Source organism: Pseudomonas sp. PDM03, from assembly GCF_014852385.1.
Lineage (GTDB): Bacteria > Pseudomonadota > Gammaproteobacteria > Pseudomonadales > Pseudomonadaceae > Aquipseudomonas > Aquipseudomonas migulae.
The window spans coordinates 98,232-115,682 of record NZ_JACVBM010000006.1 but is presented as its reverse complement, the minus strand read 5'-3'; the positions used below and the strand labels follow the sequence as shown (position 1 = coordinate 115,682).

The following is a 17,451-nucleotide window of genomic DNA, read 5'->3' as shown; positions in this document are numbered from 1 at the left end:
ACCACAGCGTCAGCCAGCACGAAGAATCGAACGATCCACCCTCACCGCCAACCGACCTGCACCGGGCTTGGCATCGAACACCACATCCCCATGCTTACCCACCACCGCTTTGGCAATGGCCTTGCCATCAGCCAGCAATTCCAGTGGCGCACCCTTCAGCGAATCGCCCGAAGCCAATTCCAGTTTCAGTTTGATAGTCATCATCGATCTCCTTATCAGGCCACGTTGCCAGTCGGGTTGTAGTCCTTGAGCAGCAGGTAAGTGCTCCAGCCCCACCAGTCATCGACGGTGGCGGTGTCATTCAGGTTATTGACGTCCTTGCGCCGCAACACCTTGTTGCCCTCGACCTTGAAAAGCGGCGAGAAATTGCCCGTCGGGTTCAGTACCGCTTGCAGATCAGGCAGTTTTTTCAATGCCGCGAAACTGCCGGGCGACGGGGCGATGCCGCTGAGGTACGTCGCGAAAATTTCATCCGCCGACACCTGGACCGCTAGATTGACCTGGACGCGATTGGCGCTGTCGATTGCATCGAAGTAGCGCTTGTCGCCATAAGCGTGCCATTGAACGCCGTCACCGTTGCGCACATTGAGGCCGAACTTGCTGTCTTCGTCGTGCATGAAGCGGGTAATCAACGAGCCCAGATCACTCGGCGTGACCACCGCTGCCAACTGTTTGCGCGGCACCCGCAGGTGACCGGCGGAAAACAGGTCCGTCAGGTAGTGATCGGCGAAAGCGTTCATCGCGTAAGCCAGTTCCAGCGACGCGTCATCGCCACTGTTGTGGGCGATTACCGCTTGTTGCAATGCCGCCGTATGCCCGGCGATGTAGGCCAGCAGTGCCCACTCGGCGAAGTGGTCAGCGTTGTTGGCGGCCAGTTTCAGGTAGCGGCCCAATGGATACAGGGCCGAGACGAAACTGCCGCCGCCGGTGATTTTGTTCCACTCTTCCGACAACGTATCACCCAGTGCGTCATACGCCTCGTGGGGCTGTTTGCCGTCCTTTATCGCCTGTTTAACCGCAGCGATTTCCTTCTGCATGACGCCGAGGATCAGCTTCGCTTCGGCATTTGACGCCGGCAGCACCGCCAGGGAATTGAAGGCCTCGTTAAAGCGCTGGATCCGGTCTGCAGCGGTTGCGCCTTCGCTGACCGGTTTGTCCGGGATTCCATAGAAATCACCGCCCAGTGCAACAACCTGCCCATACGTCAGGGCCAGGCCGTTAGGCAGATGCAACTCGACCTGCGAGGCCGTTATCGCCGGTGCATCCTTGACGAAACGCAGCAGCGTGTTATCGCCGATGGCGGTGTGTTCACCACCCTCGAACCTCAGCTGTGGCTTGCCTTTCAAGGCGTTGCCGGATGCAGGGGCGGATGGCTGGTGGGAGTCGGTTCGGTGCTCGTCGAGGCGCAGGACCAGATGGTCATTACCCTTGATGGCGATGCCGTTCTCGGTGAACAGATCATCCAGGCCAGCAATGACCTGTTTTGGTTTTTCCTGAGTTTTTGTGTGTAGACCTGACATTTCTATCTCCTTGATATGTCGTTGGTATGTTTCAAAATAACTGTATGCATATACAGTTGTTCAGAGCATAGAGGAGATCTTTCCTACGTCAAGAAAATACTTTTCCGACGCATAAATTTTGGGTGCGGCGATGAAATGCAGTTGACGGTTGTTTTTTAAGTTGTACGATGACCTACAACTTCGGCGCAGGCTGAACGGTTTTCTCACACACACACAAACAAACGTTGCTACCCAGGGTGTTCGAATAATGAATCCACAAGAACTGAAGTCCATCCTCTCTTCCGGTCTGTTGTCTTTCCCGGTTACCGATTTCAATGCTCAGGGCGACTTCAATCGCGCGGGCTACATCAAGCGTCTCGAATGGCTGGCCCCGTACGGCGCCTCGGCTTTGTTCGCCGCAGGCGGCACCGGTGAGTTCTTCTCCCTGGCGGCCAGCGAATATTCGGAAATCATCAAGACTGCCGTCGACACCTGCGAAACCAGCGTGCCGATTCTCGCCGGCGTTGGCGGTTCGACCCGTCAAGCCATCGAATACGCACAGGAAGCCGAGCGTCTGGGCGCCAAAGGCCTGTTGCTGCTGCCTCACTACCTGACCGAAGCCAGCCAGGACGGCGTTGCCGCCCACGTTGAAGCCGTGTGCAAATCGGTGAAGATCGGCGTGGTGGTTTACAACCGTAACGTCTGCCGCCTGACCGCGCCGCTGCTGGAACGCCTGGCCGAGCGCTGCCCGAACCTGATCGGCTACAAGGATGGCCTGGGCGATATCGAGCTGATGGTGTCGATCCGTCGCCGCCTCGGCGATCGCTTCAGCTACCTGGGTGGTTTGCCGACCGCCGAAGTCTACGCCGCTGCCTACAAGGCCTTGGGCGTACCGGTTTACTCCTCGGCGGTGTTCAACTTCATCCCGAAAACCGCGATGGATTTCTACCACGCCATCGCTCGCGAAGATCACGCCACCGTCGGCAAGATCATCGACGACTTCTTCCTGCCGTACCTGGACATCCGTAACCGCAAATCCGGTTACGCGGTGAGCATCGTCAAGGCGGGTGCGAAAATTGCCGGCTATGACGCAGGTCCTGTGCGTGCGCCGCTGACCGATCTGCTGCCAGAAGAGTACGAAGCTCTGGCCGCGCTGATCGACAAGCAAGGTGCGCAGTAACACACCCGATTAAACAAGGCCGCTGAGCAATCAGCGGCCTTTTGCGTGAGGAGATTGTTGTGGCTGATACAAAGCGTTTCGATAACTACATCAACGGTGAATGGGTTGCCGGCAGTGAATACTGCGCCAACATCAACCCGTCCGAACTGACCGACACCATCGGTGAATACGCCAAGGCTGATCTGGCCCAGGTCCACGCCGCCATCGACGCCGCTCGCGCTGCGTTCCCGGCCTGGTCGACCTCGGGCATTCAAGCCCGCCACGACTCGCTGGATAAAGTCGGTACTGAAATCCTCGCTCGCCGCGAAGAGCTCGGCACCTTGCTGGCTCGGGAAGAGGGCAAGACCCTGCCTGAAGCCATCGGCGAAGTGACCCGCGCCGGTAACATCTTCAAGTTCTTCGCCGGTGAAACCCTGCGTCTGTCCGGCGACTACTTGCCGTCGGTACGTCCGGGCGTCAATGTCGAAGTCACTCGCGAAGCCTTGGGCGTGGTTGGCCTGATCACCCCGTGGAACTTCCCGATCGCCATCCCTGCGTGGAAAATCGCCCCGGCCCTGGCCTACGGCAACTGCGTCGTGCTGAAACCGGCGGATCTGGTGCCGGGTTGCGCCTGGGCGCTGGCTGAAATCATCTCCCGCGCAGGCTTCCCGGCCGGCGTGTTCAACCTGGTGATGGGCAGCGGTCGCGTGGTTGGCGATGCAATGGTTCAGAGCCCGAAAGTCGATGGCATCAGCTTCACCGGTTCCGTCGGTGTCGGTCGTCAGATCGCCGTCAGCTGCGTGTCGCGCCAGGCCAAGGTTCAGCTGGAAATGGGCGGCAAGAACCCGCAGATCATTCTCGACGACGCTGACCTCAAGCAAGCGGTCGAACTGTCGGTACAGAGCGCGTTCTACTCCACCGGCCAGCGTTGCACCGCTTCCAGCCGCTTCATCGTCACTGCCGGCATCCACGACAAGTTCGTCGAAGCGATGGCCGAGCGCATGAAGTCGATCAAGGTTGGCCACGCGCTGAAAACCGGCACCGACATCGGTCCGGTGGTCTCGCAAGCTCAGCTTGAACAGGACATGAAGTACATCGACATCGGCCAGTCCGAAGGTGCACGTCTGGTCAGCGGCGGCGGTCTGGTGACCTGTGACACCGAAGGTTACTACCTCGCGCCTACGCTGTTTGCCGACAGCGAAGCTGCGATGCGCATCAGCCGCGAAGAGATCTTCGGCCCGGTGGCCAACATCGTTCGCGTGGCGGATTACGACGCAGCACTGGCCATGGCCAACGACACCGAATTCGGTCTGTCGGCGGGCATCGCCACCACGTCGCTGAAGTACGCCAACCACTTCAAACGCCACTCCCAGGCCGGGATGGTGATGGTCAACCTGCCGACGGCGGGCGTGGATTACCACGTTCCATTCGGTGGGCGTAAAGGTTCATCCTATGGTTCCCGCGAGCAAGGTCGCTACGCGCAAGAGTTCTACACGGTTGTGAAGACCAGCTACATCGGTTCCTGATTTACGCAATACCTGTAGGAGCCGGCTTGCTGGCGATCGCATCACCACGGTGTAAATGACACACCGAGGTGCCTGCATCGCCAGCAATCGAGCGTCGACCGGCCGTTCCTACAGAACATCGTTATTACCCGCATAAAAATAATCAGTGGGAGTACATCTACATGCAAGCGACCAAGCCGACCCACGTCCGCTATTTGATTTTGCTCATGCTTTTTCTGGTGACCACGATCAACTACGCCGACCGGGCAACCATCGCAATCGCGGGCTCCAGCCTGCAAAAAGACCTCGGCATCGACGCGGTCACCCTCGGTTACATCTTCTCCGCATTCGGTTGGGCCTACGTGGCCGGGCAAATTCCCGGTGGCTGGCTGCTGGACCGTTTCGGCTCGAAAAAAATCTATGCGCTGAGCATTTTCACCTGGTCATTGTTCACCGTGCTCCAGGGCTATGTCGGCGAGTTCGGCATGTCCACGGCGGTGGTTGCGCTGTTCATGCTGCGCTTCCTGGTGGGCCTGGCCGAAGCGCCATCCTTCCCCGGTAACGCACGCATCGTGGCCGCCTGGTTCCCGACCGCAGAACGCGGCACCGCCTCGGCGATCTTCAACTCGGCGCAATACTTTGCCACCGTGTTGTTCGCGCCGCTGATGGGCTGGATCGTCTACAGCTTCGGCTGGCAGCACGTGTTTATCGTGATGGGCGTGATCGGCATCATCTTCTCGGGCATCTGGCTGAAGGTGATCTACAGCCCGCGCCAGCACCCGATGATCAACGACGCCGAGTTCAAGCACATCGCCGACAACGGCGGCATGGTCGATATGGACCAGGACAAAGGCAAAGGCAAAAAAAGCGACGGTCCGAAGTGGGACTACATCCGCCAGTTGCTGACCAACCGCATGATGCTCGGCGTGTACCTGGGCCAATACTGCATCAACGGCATCACCTACTTCTTCCTGACCTGGTTCCCGGTGTACCTGGTGCAAGAACGCGGCATGACCATCCTCAAGGCTGGTTTCATCGCCTCGTTGCCGGCGATCTGCGGTTTCATCGGTGGTGTGCTCGGCGGGGTGATTTCCGACTACCTGCTGCGCAAGGGCCATTCCCTGACCTTCGCTCGCAAGGCGCCGATCATCGCGGGCTTGCTGGTTTCCAGCAGCATCGTGGCTTGCAACTATGTCGATGTTGAATGGATGGTCGTCGGCTTCATGGCCTTGGCTTTCTTCGGCAAAGGCGTGGGTGCGCTGGGTTGGGCCGTGGTGTCCGACACCTCGCCAAAACAGATCGCCGGTCTCAGCGGTGGCCTGTTCAACACCTTCGGCAACATCGCGTCGATTACCACGCCGATCGTCATCGGCTACATCATCAGCTCCACCGGTTCGTTCAAATGGGCGCTGGTGTTTGTCGGTTGCAACGCACTGGTTGCAGTGTTCAGCTACCTGGTGATCGTTGGCCCGATCAAACGTGTAGTGCTCAAAGAGCCACCGGTCAGCGGCCCTGAAACAAACAACAAATTGTCACAAGCGCATTCCTGAGGAGCGGCGTCATGCAGTTGATTGAACATTCCGACTCGCCGCGCTACATCCGCCTGCACGAGCGAGACAACGTCGTGATCGTGGTCAACGATCAGGGCGTGCCGGCGGGCACCGAGTTTCCCGATGGCCTGGTCACCGTGGACTTCGTGCCGCAGAGCCACAAGGTCACCCTGGAGGACATTCCCGAGGGTGGCCAGGTGATTCGTTACGGCCAGACCATTGGCTACGCGTTGCAGCCGATTCCGCGCGGCAGTTGGGTCAAGGAAGATCAACTGCGCATGCCCACCGCGCCACCGCTGGACAGCTTGCCGCTGTCCACCGAAGTGCCGGCGGCGCAGGCACCGCTGGAAGGCTTTACGTTCGAGGGGTATCGCAACGCCGACGGCACCGTCGGCACGCGCAACATTCTCGGGATTACCACCACGGTGCAGTGTGTGACCGGCGTTCTGGATCATGCGGTCAAGCGCATCAAGGACGAGTTGCTGCCCAAGTATCAGAACGTCGATGACGTGGTCGCGTTGACTCACAGCTACGGCTGCGGCGTGGCAATCACCGCGACGGATGCGTACATCCCGATCCGCACCGTGCGCAACCTGGCGCGCAACCCGAACCTGGGTGGCGAAGCGCTGGTGATCAGTCTGGGCTGCGAGAAATTGCAGGCCGGGCAGGTGATGCACGAGAACGACAGCTCGGTGGATTTGAGCGATCCGTGGCTGTATCGCTTGCAGGATTCGAGTCACGGTTTCACCGAAATGATCGAGCAGATCATGGCCCTGGCCGAGACCCGTTTGAAGAAGCTCGATCAACGTCGCCGGGAAACCGTGCCGGCGTCCGAGCTGATTCTCGGCATGCAGTGTGGTGGCAGCGATGCGTTCTCCGGCATCACCGCCAACCCGGCGCTGGGTTACGCCTCTGACCTGTTGCTGCGCGCCGGTGCGACGGTGATGTTTTCCGAAGTCACCGAAGTGCGCGACGCGATTTACCTGCTGACGTCCCGCGCCGAAACCGAGGAAGTCGCTCAGGAACTGGTGCGGGAAATGGACTGGTACGACCGTTACCTGGCCAAGGGCGAAGCGGATCGCAGCGCCAACACCACGCCGGGCAACAAGAAGGGCGGGTTGTCGAACATTGTCGAGAAATCCCTTGGGTCGATCGTCAAATCCGGCAGCAGTGCGATCAATGGCGTGCTGGGCCCTGGCGAGCGCTTCAAGCGCAAAGGTCTGATTTTTTGCGCGACTCCGGCCAGTGACTTTGTCTGCGGGACGTTGCAACTGGCGGCCGGGATGAACCTGCACGTGTTCACCACCGGGCGTGGCACGCCGTATGGCCTGGCGATGGCGCCGGTGGTGAAGGTATCGACCCGGACCGAACTGGCGCAGCGCTGGCCGGACCTGATCGACATCGATGCCGGACGGATTGCGACCGGACGAGCGTCGATCGAAGATCTCGGGTGGGAGTTGTTTCACTACTACCTGGACGTGGCCAGCGGGAAGAAACAGACGTGGTCGGAGCGGCACAAGCTGCATAACGACATTACCCTGTTCAACCCGGCGCCGATCACGTAAGACCGCGTCATCGTTCTTCGCGGGCAGCCTCGCTCCTACAGGTCCGGTGATCTTCTGTAGGAGCGAGGCTTGCCCGCGAAGGCTTTCTACCAGACGCCAACGCCCTGGGTGGCTTATCATTAGCCCCCTAACGACGCCCACCCAAGGTGACCCCCGGCATGCTGGCTATCTTCCTCGAAACCCTGAACATCACCGCGCCGGTGTTTGCCATGCTGTTTCTGGGCGTGCTGCTCAAGCGCATCAACTGGATCAACGACAACTTCATCCACACTGCGTCGGCTCTGGTGTTCAACGTCACCATGCCGGCGTTGCTGTTTCTGGGCATCCTGCATGCCGACTTGCACGCCGCGCTGCAACCGTCGCTGCTGATCTATTTTTCGATTGCCACGCTGGTCAGCTTCGCCATCGCCTGGGGCTGGGCGATCTGGAAGTGCCCGCGTGAAGACCGCGGGATTTACACCCAGGGTGCGTTTCGCGGCAACAACGGCGTTATCGGCCTCGCGCTGGCAGCGAGCATGTACGGCGATTACGGCATTTCCCTCGGCGCGATTCTCGCGGCACTGGTGATCCTGTTTTACAACACGCTGTCGACCATTGTGCTGGCGGTGTACAGCCCGGTGATCAAGTCCGACCCGTGGAGTATCTGCAAAAGCGTGATGAACAACCCGCTGATCATCAGCGTGTTTGCGGCGGCGCCGTTTGCGTATTTCAATATTGCCTTGCCGGGCTGGCTGGAGAAGTCCGGGCAGTACCTGGCGCAAACCACGTTGCCCTTGGCGTTGATCTGCATCGGCGGCACGCTGTCGCTGGCGGCGATGCGCAAAAGCGGCAACATGGCACTCAGCTCCAGCCTGGTGAAGATGATCGGCCTGCCGGTGCTGGCGACGCTGGGCGCATGGCTCTGGGGTTTTCGCGGGGCGGAGTTGGGGATTCTGTTCCTGTACTTCGGCAGCCCGACCGCGGCGGCCAGTTTTGTCATGGCGCGTCAGGCCGATGGCAATCATGAACTGGCGGCGGCGATCATTGTGATCACCACGCTGATGGCGGCGGTGACCACCAATATCGGGATCTTTTTGTTGCAGTGGGGTGGGTGGATCTAGCTTCAGGATTTAGAGTGTTTTACAGGGCCTCATCGCGAGCAGGCTCGCTCCTACATTTGGAATGCGTTCCCCTGTGGGAGTGAGCCTGCTCGCGATGGCGGTAGATGAGCCACTACAGCATTCGAAGACTTACTCCGGCTTCTGATAGCTATCGATCACTTCCTGCGCCGCCCGAAACGCATCGATCGCCGCCGGCACACCGGCATACACCGCGCAATGCAGCAGTGCTTCGCGAATCTCCTCCACGGTGCAACCGTTGTTCAGCGCGCCGCGCACGTGGCCTTTCAATTCCTGCGGGCACTTCAACGCGGTCAGCGCGGCGAGGGTGATCAGGCTGCGGGTTTTCAGTGGCAACCCTTCGCGACTCCACACGCTGCCCCAGGCGTGTTCATTGACGAAATCCTGCAACGGCTGGGTGAACTCGGTGGCATTGCCCAATGCGCGATCGACGAACGCGTCGCCCATCACTTGGCGGCGGACTTCAACGCCGGTTTTTTTATTGTCGGTCATGGCAATTCCTTCTTGTGGTGTTGGCGACGCCAGGCGCGCAGCGACGTGAACAGCAAAAACGCCAACAGCGCCGGCAGGACGAAAAACAGCATCAGATGTTCAAGCTTGCCGGCCAGCGGCATGCCGGTGGTGAACGACACCACGTGCAGACCGTAAGCCAGGTACAAACCCAAAAACAGCAGACCTTCGGCGCGGGTCACCCGGTAGCCGGAATAGAACACCGGCAGGCACAGCGCTGCGACGCCGAGCATCACCGGCAAGTCGAAATCCAGCGCGTTGGGCGAGACCGACAGCGGCGACGGCGCGATCAGTGCGGTAACACCCAGCACGCCCAACAGGTTGAACAGGTTGCTGCCGATCACGTTGCCTACGGCGATGTCGCGCTGGCCACGCAATGCCGCGATCAACGAGGTCGCCAGTTCCGGCAACGAAGTGCTGACGGCGACGATGGTCAGGCCGATGATCCGTTCCGACAGCCCCAGATCCGTGGCGACCGACACCGCGGCGCCCAGCAGCAAATGCCCGGCGTAGATCAGCATCGCCAGGCCGGCGACGATCATCAGCAGGCTGCTGAACCACGGAACTTCAGGGCCTTCATGCGGGCTCGTTTGTGGGCGCGCCGAATGCCGCGACTGGCGCAGCAGCAGGCCCAGATACACCATCAGCGCCGCCAATAGCAGGACGCCGTCGACCCGGGTCAGTTCTTCATTCCATGCCAGGACGAACACCAGCAGGCTGGCGCCGATCATCAATGGAATATCCAGGCGCACCAGTTGCCGTGAGACCCGCAGCGGGATGATCAGCGCCGAAAGCCCGAGGGTGACGAGGATGTTGAAGATGCTGCTGCCGATCACGCTGCCGACGGCGATGTCGGCGTTCTGCGCCAGCGTGGCTTGCAGGCTGACGGCCATCTGCGGTGCGCTGCTGCCGAGGGCGACGATGGTCAGGCCGATGATCAACGGTCGAACGTGCAGTCGCGCGGCCACGCGCACGGCGGCGCGCACCATCAGTTCGGCACCGGCGATCAGTAGAACCAGGCCGCTGAGCAGTTCAATCACGCTGAGCAGGGGTAAGTCGGCAAGTCCGAAAATGGTCGGGGCTCCGTGAGTCAGTCGAGGGCTTGCACGCGAACCCGTGCGGTGCCGCTTTTGATCATGCCCAGTTGCTCGGCGGCTTCGTGAGACAAGTCGATCAGGCGCCCGCGAGTGTGCGGCCCGCGATCATTGATGCGGACCACACAGGATTTGTCGTTTTTCAGATTGGTGACCTTCACCCGCGTACCAAAGGGTAGTTGGCGGTGGGCAGCGGTCATGGAATTTTTGTCGAAACGTTCACCGCTGGCGGTGCGTTTGCCCTGGTGTTTGGCGCCGTAGTAGGACGCCACGCCTGTCTGGTCGTAACCGTGAGGATCGACGGCATCGGTGCTGGCGCAACCGGCCAGTAAAGACAACAGGGCGCAGGCCCCCAGTAGACGTTTCATAAACGGTTTCCCAAAAGCAAATGTGGGAGCGAGACCGGCTTGCCGGCGATGGTGTGTCAGCTGCATTGATGCCGACTGATACACCATCGCCGGCAAGCCGGTCTCGCTCCCACAGGGGGTAGAGCCAGGCTTGAATACTGGCTCCATGCTCATCAGCCTTCGAGCTTGCTTTTCAGCAGTTCGTTGACCTGTTGCGGGTTGGCCTTGCCTTTGGAGGCTTTCATGGCCTGGCCGACGAAGAAGCCGAACATCTTGCCGCGTTTGGCTTCGTCTGCCGCGCGGTATTGTTCGACTTGCTCGGCGTTGGCCGCGAGCATTTCGTCCAGCACTGCCGAGATCGCGCCGGTGTCGGTCACTTGCTTCAAGCCGCGCTTGTCGATGATCTCGTCCGCGCTGCCTTCGCCATTGGCCATCGCTTCAAACACCACTTTGGCGATCTTGCCGGAGATGGTGTTGTCCTTGATGCGCAGCAGCATGCCGCCCAGTTGCTCGGCCGAAACCGGCGACTGATCGATGTCCAGGCCTTGTTTGTTCAACAGGCTGCCCAGTTCAACCATGACCCAGTTGGCCGCCAGTTTGGCGTCGCCGCCAATGCTCGCGACTTTCTCGAAGTAATCGGCTTGCTCGCGGCTGGTGGCCAGGACGCTGGCGTCGTAGACCGACAGACCGAACTGCTCCTGGAAACGCTCGCGTTTCTGCGGTGGCAATTCCGGCAGGGTGGCGCGCACGTCGTCGAGGAACGAGTTCTCGATGACCACCGGCAGCAGGTCCGGATCGGGGAAGTAACGGTAGTCGTTGGCTTCCTCTTTGCTGCGCATCGGACGGGTTTCGTCCTTGTTCGGGTCGTACAGGCGAGTCTGCTGGATCACCTTGCCGCCGTCTTCGATCAGTTCGATCTGACGCTGCACTTCGGTGTTGATCGCCTTCTCGATGAAGCGGAACGAGTTGACGTTCTTGATCTCGCAACGCGTGCCGAACTCGGCCTGGCCTTTCGGACGGATCGACACGTTGCAGTCGCAACGCAGCGAACCTTCGGCCATGTTGCCGTCGCAGATGCCCAGGTAGCGCACCAGCGCGTGGACAGCCTTGACGTAAGCCACGGCTTCCTTGGCGCTGCGCATGTCCGGCTCGGAAACGATTTCCAGCAGCGGCGTGCCGGCGCGGTTCAGGTCGATGCCGGTGGCACCGTTGAACTCTTCGTGCAGGCTTTTACCGGCGTCTTCTTCCAGGTGCGCGCGGGTGATGCCAACGCGTTTGACCGTACCGTCTTCAAGGGCGATGTCCAGGTGGCCCTTGCCGACAATCGGCAATTCCATCTGGCTGATCTGGTAGCCCTTGGGCAGGTCCGGGTAGAAATAGTTTTTGCGGGCGAACACGTTGTGCTGGCCGATCTCGGCATCGATAGCGAGGCCGAACATCACCGCCATGCGCACCGCTTCCTGGTTCAGCACCGGCAAGACGCCAGGCATGCCGAGGTCAACCAGGCTGGCCTGGGTGTTCGGCTCGGAACCGAAAGTGGTGGAGCTACCGGAAAAGATTTTCGACCGGGTGGTGAGCTGGGTATGAATCTCCAGCCCGATCACGACTTCCCATTGCATGTGTTTCTCCTCAGAAGCCGGTTGGGGTGCGGGTGTGCCAGTCAGTGTTCAACTGATACTGATGGGCAACGTTCAACAGGCGACCTTCCTGGAAATACGGGGCGAGCAGTTGCACGCCGACCGGCAGGCCATCGACGAAACCGGCGGGCATGGACAAGCCCGGCAGGCCGGCGAGGTTGGCGGTGATGGTGTAGACGTCTTCCAGATAGGCAGCGACCGGGTCGCTGCTCTTGGCGCCAAGCTTCCAGGCCGGGTTCGGCGTGGTTGGGCCGAGGATGATGTCGACTTCATTGAAAGCCGCCATGAAGTCGTTCTTCACCAGGCGACGAATCTTCTGCGCCTTCAGGTAGTAGGCGTCGTAGTAACCGGCCGACAGCGCGTAGGCGCCGACCATGATCCGGCGCTGCACTTCTGCACCGAAACCTTCGCCACGGGAACGCTTGTACAGGTCTTCCAGGTTTTTCGGGTCTTCGCAGCGATAGCCGAAACGCACGCCGTCGAAACGCGACAGGTTGGAAGACGCTTCTGCCGGGGCGATCACGTAGTACGCAGGAATCGCGTGCTGCATGTTCGGCAGGCTGATTTCCTTGATCACGGCACCGAGCTTTTCCAGCTCCTTGATGCTGTTCTGGATCAGCTCGGCGATACGCGGGTCGAGACCGGCGCTGAAGTATTCCTTCGGCACACCGATGCGCAGGCCTTTCAGCGAATCGTTGAGGCTGGCGCTGTAATCCGGCACGGGCTCGTCGATGCTGGTGGAGTCATTGCTGTCGAAACCGGCCATGCCTTGCAGCAGGATCGCGCAGTCTTCGGCGGTGCGCGCCAACGGGCCGCCCTGATCGAGGCTGGACGCGTAAGCGATCATGCCCCAGCGCGAAACGCGACCGTAGGTCGGTTTCAGGCCGGTGAGGTTGGTGAACGCGGCCGGCTGGCGGATCGAGCCGCCGGTGTCGGTGGCGGTCGCGGCTGGCAACAGACGAGCGGCAACGGCCGCCGCCGAACCACCGGACGAACCGCCCGGCACGTGTTCCAGGTTCCACGGGTTTTTCACCGCGCCGTAGTAGCTCGACTCGTTGGCCGAACCCATGGCGAATTCGTCCATGTTGGTCTTGCCCAGGGTCACCGCGCCGGCGGCTGCCAGTTTGGCGACGACGGTGGCGTCATACGGTGCCTTGAAGTTGTCGAGCATCTTCGAGCCGCAGCTGGTGCGCACGCCCTGGGTGCAGAACAGGTCTTTATGGGCGATCGGCGCGCCGAGCAGGGCGCCGCTCTCACCATTGGCGCGGCGTGCGTCAGCAGCTTTCGCCTGCTGGAGCGCCAGGTCTTCGGTGAGGCTGATGAAACTGTTGAGCTGTGGATCGAGCTGGGCGATGCGCGCCAGCAGGACTTTGGTCAGCTCTTCGGAAGAAAACTTTTTATCGGCGAGTCCGCGGGCGATCTCGGCCAGAGTCAATTGATGCATTGCAGGCTCTTTCCCTTTAGTCGATGACTTTCGGAACCAGGTACAGGCCGTTTTCGACCGCTGGTGCGATGGACTGATAGGCCTCGCGATGATTGGTCTCGGTCACGACGTCTGCACGCAGGCGCTGGCTGGCTTCCAGTGGGTGGGCGAGCGGTTCGATACCGTCGGTATTGACCGCCTGCATTTCGTCGACCAGTCCCAGAATGCTGTTCAGGGCCGAAGTGATGTGTGGAAGATCGGCATCATTGAGGCCCAGACAGGCCAGATGAGCGATTTTTTCCACGTCGGAGCGTTCAAGCGTCATGGGATTCTCCAGTGGAAGGAAAACAGAACGGATGCTATCCGTGTGTTAGATTGTCGGAACACTACCGCATTTCTACGGTCATAAGGCCGCGATTGTGGGGGTTGGTGCACAGAAAAGCGGCCAATTTAACATATTGGCGCCTTGCCCAAAATCCCTGTCGTTGTTAGAGTTTGCCGCACTTTTTTACCCACGCGTTGCCTAGGGTCCCTTTCCCATGTTCAAGAAACTGCGTGGCATGTTTTCCAGCGATCTTTCCATTGACCTGGGCACTGCCAACACCCTTATTTACGTGCGCGAGCGCGGAATCGTCCTGAATGAGCCATCGGTTGTGGCTATTCGGACACACGGTAACCAGAAAAGTGTCGTTGCTGTCGGCACCGAGGCCAAGCGCATGCTCGGCCGTACGCCGGGCAACATTGCCGCCATTCGTCCGATGAAGGATGGCGTCATTGCCGACTTCAGCGTCTGCGAAAAGATGCTGCAATACTTTATCAACAAGGTTCACGAAAACAGCTTCCTGCAGCCTAGCCCTCGTGTGCTGATCTGCGTTCCGTGCAAATCCACTCAGGTTGAGCGTCGTGCCATCCGTGAATCGGCCCTTGGTGCCGGCGCACGTGAAGTGTTCCTGATCGAAGAGCCGATGGCGGCTGCGATCGGTGCCGGCCTGCCGGTTGAAGAAGCACGCGGTTCCATGGTGGTCGATATCGGTGGTGGTACCACTGAAATCGCACTGATCTCCCTGAACGGTGTGGTTTACGCCGAATCCGTACGGGTTGGCGGCGACCGCTTCGACGAAGCGATCATCACCTACGTGCGTCGCAACTACGGCAGCCTGATCGGCGAATCCACCGCCGAGCGCATCAAACAGGAAATCGGTACTGCCTACCCGGGCGGCGAAGTTCGCGAAGTCGACGTTCGCGGCCGTAACCTGGCCGAAGGCGTTCCACGCGCATTCACCCTGAACTCCAATGAAGTGCTGGAAGCTCTGCAAGAGTCCCTGGCCACTATCGTTCAGGCTGTTAAAAGCGCACTGGAGCAATCGCCTCCGGAGCTGGCTTCCGACATCGCCGAGCGTGGCCTGGTACTGACCGGTGGTGGCGCCTTGCTGCGTGACCTCGACAAGTTGCTGGCCCAGGAAACCGGTCTGCCGGTGATCGTTGCCGAAGACCCGCTGACCTGCGTTGCTCGCGGCGGTGGCCGCGCATTGGAAATGATGGATAAACACACCATGGATCTGCTGTCGAGCGAGTGATCGCCCGATGCAACTATGCTGTTGAGCGCGCAGGCGGCACTTTGCAGTGCTGCCTGTTTGCGTTTACCTTCTGTCAGTCTGTATCCAGGCCGGTCTGCCGTATGAATAAAGAAAACATTTGCCTGGGAGGAGCGGCTTATTAAACCGCTTTTCACCAAAGGGCCTTCACTGGGCGTGCGCTTGTTGGTGCTGGTCGTGCTATCGGTCGCGCTGATGGTGGTCGATGCCCGCTTCACACTGCTCAAGCCAGTGCGTAGCCAGATGTCGCTGGTGCTGATGCAGTCTTACTGGATCACCGACCTGCCGCAGCGGCTATGGCAAGGTGTGGCCAGCCAGTTTGGCAGCCGTACCGAGCTGGTCGCCGAAAACGAAAAACTCAAGACCGAAAACCTGCTGCTGCAGGGGCGCATGCAAAAGCTTGCCGCCCTCACCGAGCAGAACGTTCGGCTGCGCGAGTTGCTCAATTCCTCCGCGCTGGTCAACGAGAAGGTCGAAGTGGCCGAGTTGATCGGCATGGACCCCAACCCCTTCACCCATCGCATCATCATCAATAAAGGTGAGCGCGACGGTGTGGTCCTCGGTCAGCCGGTGCTCGATGCCCGTGGCCTGATGGGCCAGGTGGTCGAGTTGATGCCGTACACCTCCCGTGTGCTGTTGCTCACCGACACCACCCACAGCATCCCGGTGCAAGTGAACCGTAACGGACTGCGAGCGATTGCCAGCGGCACCGGCAACCCGGAGCGTCTGGAACTGCGTCACGTGGCCGACACGGCGGATATCAAGGAAGGCGACTTGCTGGTCAGCTCCGGTCTCGGCCAGCGATTCCCGGCGGGTTACCCGGTGGCGACGGTCAAGGAAGTGATTCACGATTCCGGCCAGCCATTTGCCATTGTCCGCGCCGTGCCGACCGCTGCCTTGAACCGTAGCCGTTACCTGTTGCTGGTGTTCAGCGATACGCGTACACCGGAAGAGCGTGCAAACGACGCCGCTCAGGCTCAGGAAAACCTCGATGCGCAAGGCGGCGGGCCAATCATTCCCGCCACCGTGCCGAAACCTGCTGCGGTGATTGCACCTGCTGCCGCCGCCGCCGTTCCAGCGCCTGCACCTGCTGCGACCCCGGCCAAGCCTGCTGCCACAACCCCGGTCAAACCCGCTGCCGCACATCCTGCCGCCGCCAAGCCGCCCGCGACTGCACCCGCCGCCAAACCACCGGCGACGCAACCCGCTGTCGTGAAGCCCGCTGCCAAACCGCCTGTCTCTGCACCGGCTACCACTGGGGGAAGAGAATAATGGTCGGTGCTACCGCCTCCCGAAACGGCTGGATGATCTGGCTGACGTTCGCCATCGGCATGTTGCTCAGCGTTTCGCCACTGCCGCAATTCATGGAAATCCTTCGCCCGCTGTGGCTCGCCTTGCTGCTGGCGTTCTGGGCATTGGCCCTGCCGCAGAAAGTCGGCATGGTCACCGCGTGGTGCCTGGGCCTGGCCGAAGATGTGCTTTACGGCACGCTGCTGGGCCAGAACGCGTTGATCCTGACGCTCATCACGTTCCTGGTGCTGTCGCTGCAACAGCGGCTGCGGATGTTCCCGATGTGGCAACAGAGCCTGGTGATCCTGGTGATCTTCGGCCTCGCGCAGCTTGTTCAGCTGTGGCTCAGCGCCCTGACCGGCAATCGTCAGCCAACGCTGGCGCTGGTCTTGCCGGCACTGGTCAGCGCGTTGCTCTGGCCGTGGATCAGCTTCGGTTTGCGCGGTCTGCGTCGACGTTACAAAATTAACTGATTCGGTCAGGCATTTGCCCACACCATGACAAGGGAGATGTCTTGATGAAACAGCTATTCCTCGCCTCAGGCTCGCCGCGTCGGCGTGAGCTGCTTACGCAGATCGGCGTGCCGTTCTCCGCCATCAGCGCGGACATCGATGAAACCCCTTTGAATCATGAATCGCCGTCGGCCTATGTCGAGCGCCTTGCGCGCGGCAAGGCTGAAGCCGGGCGTGGCGCGGTCGTGTCCGACGCCGATTTTTGCGTGTTGGGCGCTGATACTGCCGTAGTGCTCAACGGCAAAATTCTCGGCAAACCGGTGGACGAAGCCGACGCGTGCGCCATGCTTATGATGTTGGCAGGACAAGAACATGAAGTGCTGACCGCCATTGCCGTGCTTGACGGTGAGCGCTGCGAGTCTCGTGTTGTGCGCAGCCTGGTGCGTTTTCGCCCCATCGATCTCGATGAAGCGAAGGCCTACTGGGCTAGCGGCGAACCTCGGGACAAGGCGGGTGGCTATGGCATTCAAGGACTGGGCGCGGTGTTTGTCGCCGGGCTCAATGGCAGCTACTCGGCGGTGGTCGGACTGCCGCTGTGCGAAACCGCTGAGCTGCTTGGCCATTTCGGCATACCCTGTTGGCAAACCCTTAACGCGCGCTGAGCGTCGTACTGACAAGATGCGGCCATTATCGTGAACATGCCTGAA

17 protein-coding genes are annotated in these 17,451 nt (G+C 60.4%); 9 read left to right on the top strand and 8 right to left on the bottom strand.

The window, feature by feature from the left end:
* Positions 1-9 precede the first annotated feature (9 nt).
* Together IB254_RS11775 and IB254_RS11770 are read right to left on the bottom strand one after the other, a co-directional pair.
* Complete coding sequence (locus tag IB254_RS11775; protein ID WP_192227722.1) at positions 10-201, bottom strand: hypothetical protein; 192 nt, start codon at positions 199-201, stop codon at positions 10-12.
* A 14-nt stretch (positions 202-215) separates the two neighbouring features.
* Complete coding sequence (locus IB254_RS11770) at positions 216-1,520, bottom strand: phospholipase (RefSeq protein ID WP_192417389.1); 1,305 nt, start codon at positions 1,518-1,520, stop codon at positions 216-218.
* A 247-nt stretch (positions 1,521-1,767) separates the two neighbouring features.
* Between IB254_RS11770 and kdgD the strand changes: the two genes are divergently transcribed.
* The 5 genes from kdgD to IB254_RS11745 all read left to right on the top strand — a co-directional run bounded on the left by kdgD (position 1,768) and on the right by IB254_RS11745 (position 8,378).
* Positions 1,768-2,679: a 5-dehydro-4-deoxyglucarate dehydratase gene (gene kdgD / locus IB254_RS11765; RefSeq protein WP_192417388.1), complete on the top strand. Its 912-nt coding sequence runs from the start codon at positions 1,768-1,770 to the stop codon at positions 2,677-2,679.
* A gap of 59 nt (positions 2,680-2,738) precedes the next feature.
* Positions 2,739-4,184 (top strand): aldehyde dehydrogenase family protein, encoded by a 1,446-nt coding sequence (locus IB254_RS11760; protein ID WP_008026857.1) that lies wholly within the window; start codon positions 2,739-2,741, stop codon positions 4,182-4,184.
* 161 nt (positions 4,185-4,345) lie between these two features.
* Entirely contained in the window at positions 4,346-5,713 is a 1,368-nt protein-coding gene (locus tag IB254_RS11755; protein WP_008026859.1) for an MFS transporter, read from the top strand.
* An 11-nt stretch (positions 5,714-5,724) separates the two neighbouring features.
* Entirely contained in the window at positions 5,725-7,278 is a 1,554-nt protein-coding gene (gene garD / locus IB254_RS11750) for a galactarate dehydratase (protein WP_192417387.1), read from the top strand.
* A gap of 158 nt (positions 7,279-7,436) precedes the next feature.
* Positions 7,437-8,378: an AEC family transporter gene (locus tag IB254_RS11745; RefSeq protein WP_008026863.1), complete on the top strand. Its 942-nt coding sequence runs from the start codon at positions 7,437-7,439 to the stop codon at positions 8,376-8,378.
* A gap of 129 nt (positions 8,379-8,507) precedes the next feature.
* On the opposite strand, the gene IB254_RS11740 is transcribed toward IB254_RS11745, so the two are convergent.
* The 6 genes from IB254_RS11740 to gatC form a co-directional block, all read right to left on the bottom strand.
* Positions 8,508-8,888 (bottom strand): carboxymuconolactone decarboxylase family protein, encoded by a 381-nt coding sequence (locus IB254_RS11740; RefSeq protein ID WP_008026864.1) that lies wholly within the window; start codon positions 8,886-8,888, stop codon positions 8,508-8,510.
* On the bottom strand, positions 8,885-9,946 hold the full coding sequence (locus IB254_RS11735) for a calcium/sodium antiporter (protein WP_008037426.1): 1,062 nt from the start codon (positions 9,944-9,946) through the stop codon (positions 8,885-8,887). The genes IB254_RS11740 and IB254_RS11735 overlap by 4 nt, the downstream gene beginning before the upstream one ends.
* A gap of 50 nt (positions 9,947-9,996) precedes the next feature.
* On the bottom strand, positions 9,997-10,368 hold the full coding sequence (locus IB254_RS11730) for a septal ring lytic transglycosylase RlpA family protein (RefSeq protein WP_008026869.1): 372 nt from the start codon (positions 10,366-10,368) through the stop codon (positions 9,997-9,999).
* A 152-nt stretch (positions 10,369-10,520) separates the two neighbouring features.
* On the bottom strand, positions 10,521-11,966 hold the full coding sequence (gene gatB / locus IB254_RS11725; protein WP_008026871.1) for an Asp-tRNA(Asn)/Glu-tRNA(Gln) amidotransferase subunit GatB: 1,446 nt from the start codon (positions 11,964-11,966) through the stop codon (positions 10,521-10,523).
* A gap of 10 nt (positions 11,967-11,976) precedes the next feature.
* Positions 11,977-13,428 carry an Asp-tRNA(Asn)/Glu-tRNA(Gln) amidotransferase subunit GatA gene (gatA, locus tag IB254_RS11720; protein ID WP_008026874.1) on the bottom strand — a complete coding sequence of 484 codons (1,452 nt, stop codon included), beginning with the start codon at positions 13,426-13,428 and terminating at the stop codon, positions 11,977-11,979.
* 16 nt (positions 13,429-13,444) lie between these two features.
* Positions 13,445-13,732 carry an Asp-tRNA(Asn)/Glu-tRNA(Gln) amidotransferase subunit GatC gene (gene gatC / locus IB254_RS11715; protein ID WP_008026876.1) on the bottom strand — a complete coding sequence of 96 codons (288 nt, stop codon included), beginning with the start codon at positions 13,730-13,732 and terminating at the stop codon, positions 13,445-13,447.
* 214 nt (positions 13,733-13,946) lie between these two features.
* Here gatC and mreB point away from each other — a divergent pair, with 214 nt between their 5' ends.
* From mreB to IB254_RS11695, 4 genes are all read left to right on the top strand, one after another.
* Positions 13,947-14,984 carry a rod shape-determining protein MreB gene (gene mreB / locus IB254_RS11710; RefSeq protein WP_002555108.1) on the top strand — a complete coding sequence of 346 codons (1,038 nt, stop codon included), beginning with the start codon at positions 13,947-13,949 and terminating at the stop codon, positions 14,982-14,984.
* 186 nt (positions 14,985-15,170) lie between these two features.
* Entirely contained in the window at positions 15,171-16,274 is a 1,104-nt protein-coding gene (mreC, locus tag IB254_RS11705; RefSeq protein ID WP_412548221.1) for a rod shape-determining protein MreC, read from the top strand.
* Complete coding sequence (mreD, locus tag IB254_RS11700; RefSeq protein ID WP_008037410.1) at positions 16,274-16,765, top strand: rod shape-determining protein MreD; 492 nt, start codon at positions 16,274-16,276, stop codon at positions 16,763-16,765. Before mreC ends, mreD begins: the two co-directional genes overlap by 1 nt.
* 44 nt (positions 16,766-16,809) lie before the next feature.
* Entirely contained in the window at positions 16,810-17,406 is a 597-nt protein-coding gene (locus IB254_RS11695) for a Maf family protein (protein WP_192417386.1), read from the top strand.
* Positions 17,407-17,451 lie beyond the last annotated feature (45 nt).

Bases quoted from the DNA above. Each gene is read 5' to 3' on its own strand.
- IB254_RS11775 (WP_192227722.1), bottom strand. From the start codon at position 201: ATGACTATCAAACTGAAACTGGAATTGGCTTCGGGCGATTCGCTGAAG.
- IB254_RS11770 (WP_192417389.1), bottom strand. From the start codon at position 1,520: ATGTCAGGTCTACACACAAAAACTCAGGAAAAACCAAAACAGGTCATT.
- kdgD (WP_192417388.1), top strand. From the start codon at position 1,768: ATGAATCCACAAGAACTGAAGTCCATCCTCTCTTCCGGTCTGTTGTCT.
- IB254_RS11755 (WP_008026859.1), top strand. From the start codon at position 4,346: ATGCAAGCGACCAAGCCGACCCACGTCCGCTATTTGATTTTGCTCATG.
- garD (WP_192417387.1), top strand. From the start codon at position 5,725: ATGCAGTTGATTGAACATTCCGACTCGCCGCGCTACATCCGCCTGCAC.
- IB254_RS11745 (WP_008026863.1), top strand. From the start codon at position 7,437: ATGCTGGCTATCTTCCTCGAAACCCTGAACATCACCGCGCCGGTGTTT.
- IB254_RS11740 (WP_008026864.1), bottom strand. From the start codon at position 8,888: ATGACCGACAATAAAAAAACCGGCGTTGAAGTCCGCCGCCAAGTGATG.
- IB254_RS11730 (WP_008026869.1), bottom strand. From the start codon at position 10,368: ATGAAACGTCTACTGGGGGCCTGCGCCCTGTTGTCTTTACTGGCCGGT.
- gatB (WP_008026871.1), bottom strand. From the start codon at position 11,966: ATGCAATGGGAAGTCGTGATCGGGCTGGAGATTCATACCCAGCTCACC.
- gatA (WP_008026874.1), bottom strand. From the start codon at position 13,428: ATGCATCAATTGACTCTGGCCGAGATCGCCCGCGGACTCGCCGATAAA.
- gatC (WP_008026876.1), bottom strand. From the start codon at position 13,732: ATGACGCTTGAACGCTCCGACGTGGAAAAAATCGCTCATCTGGCCTGT.
- mreB (WP_002555108.1), top strand. From the start codon at position 13,947: ATGTTCAAGAAACTGCGTGGCATGTTTTCCAGCGATCTTTCCATTGAC.
- mreD (WP_008037410.1), top strand. From the start codon at position 16,274: ATGGTCGGTGCTACCGCCTCCCGAAACGGCTGGATGATCTGGCTGACG.
- IB254_RS11695 (WP_192417386.1), top strand. From the start codon at position 16,810: ATGAAACAGCTATTCCTCGCCTCAGGCTCGCCGCGTCGGCGTGAGCTG.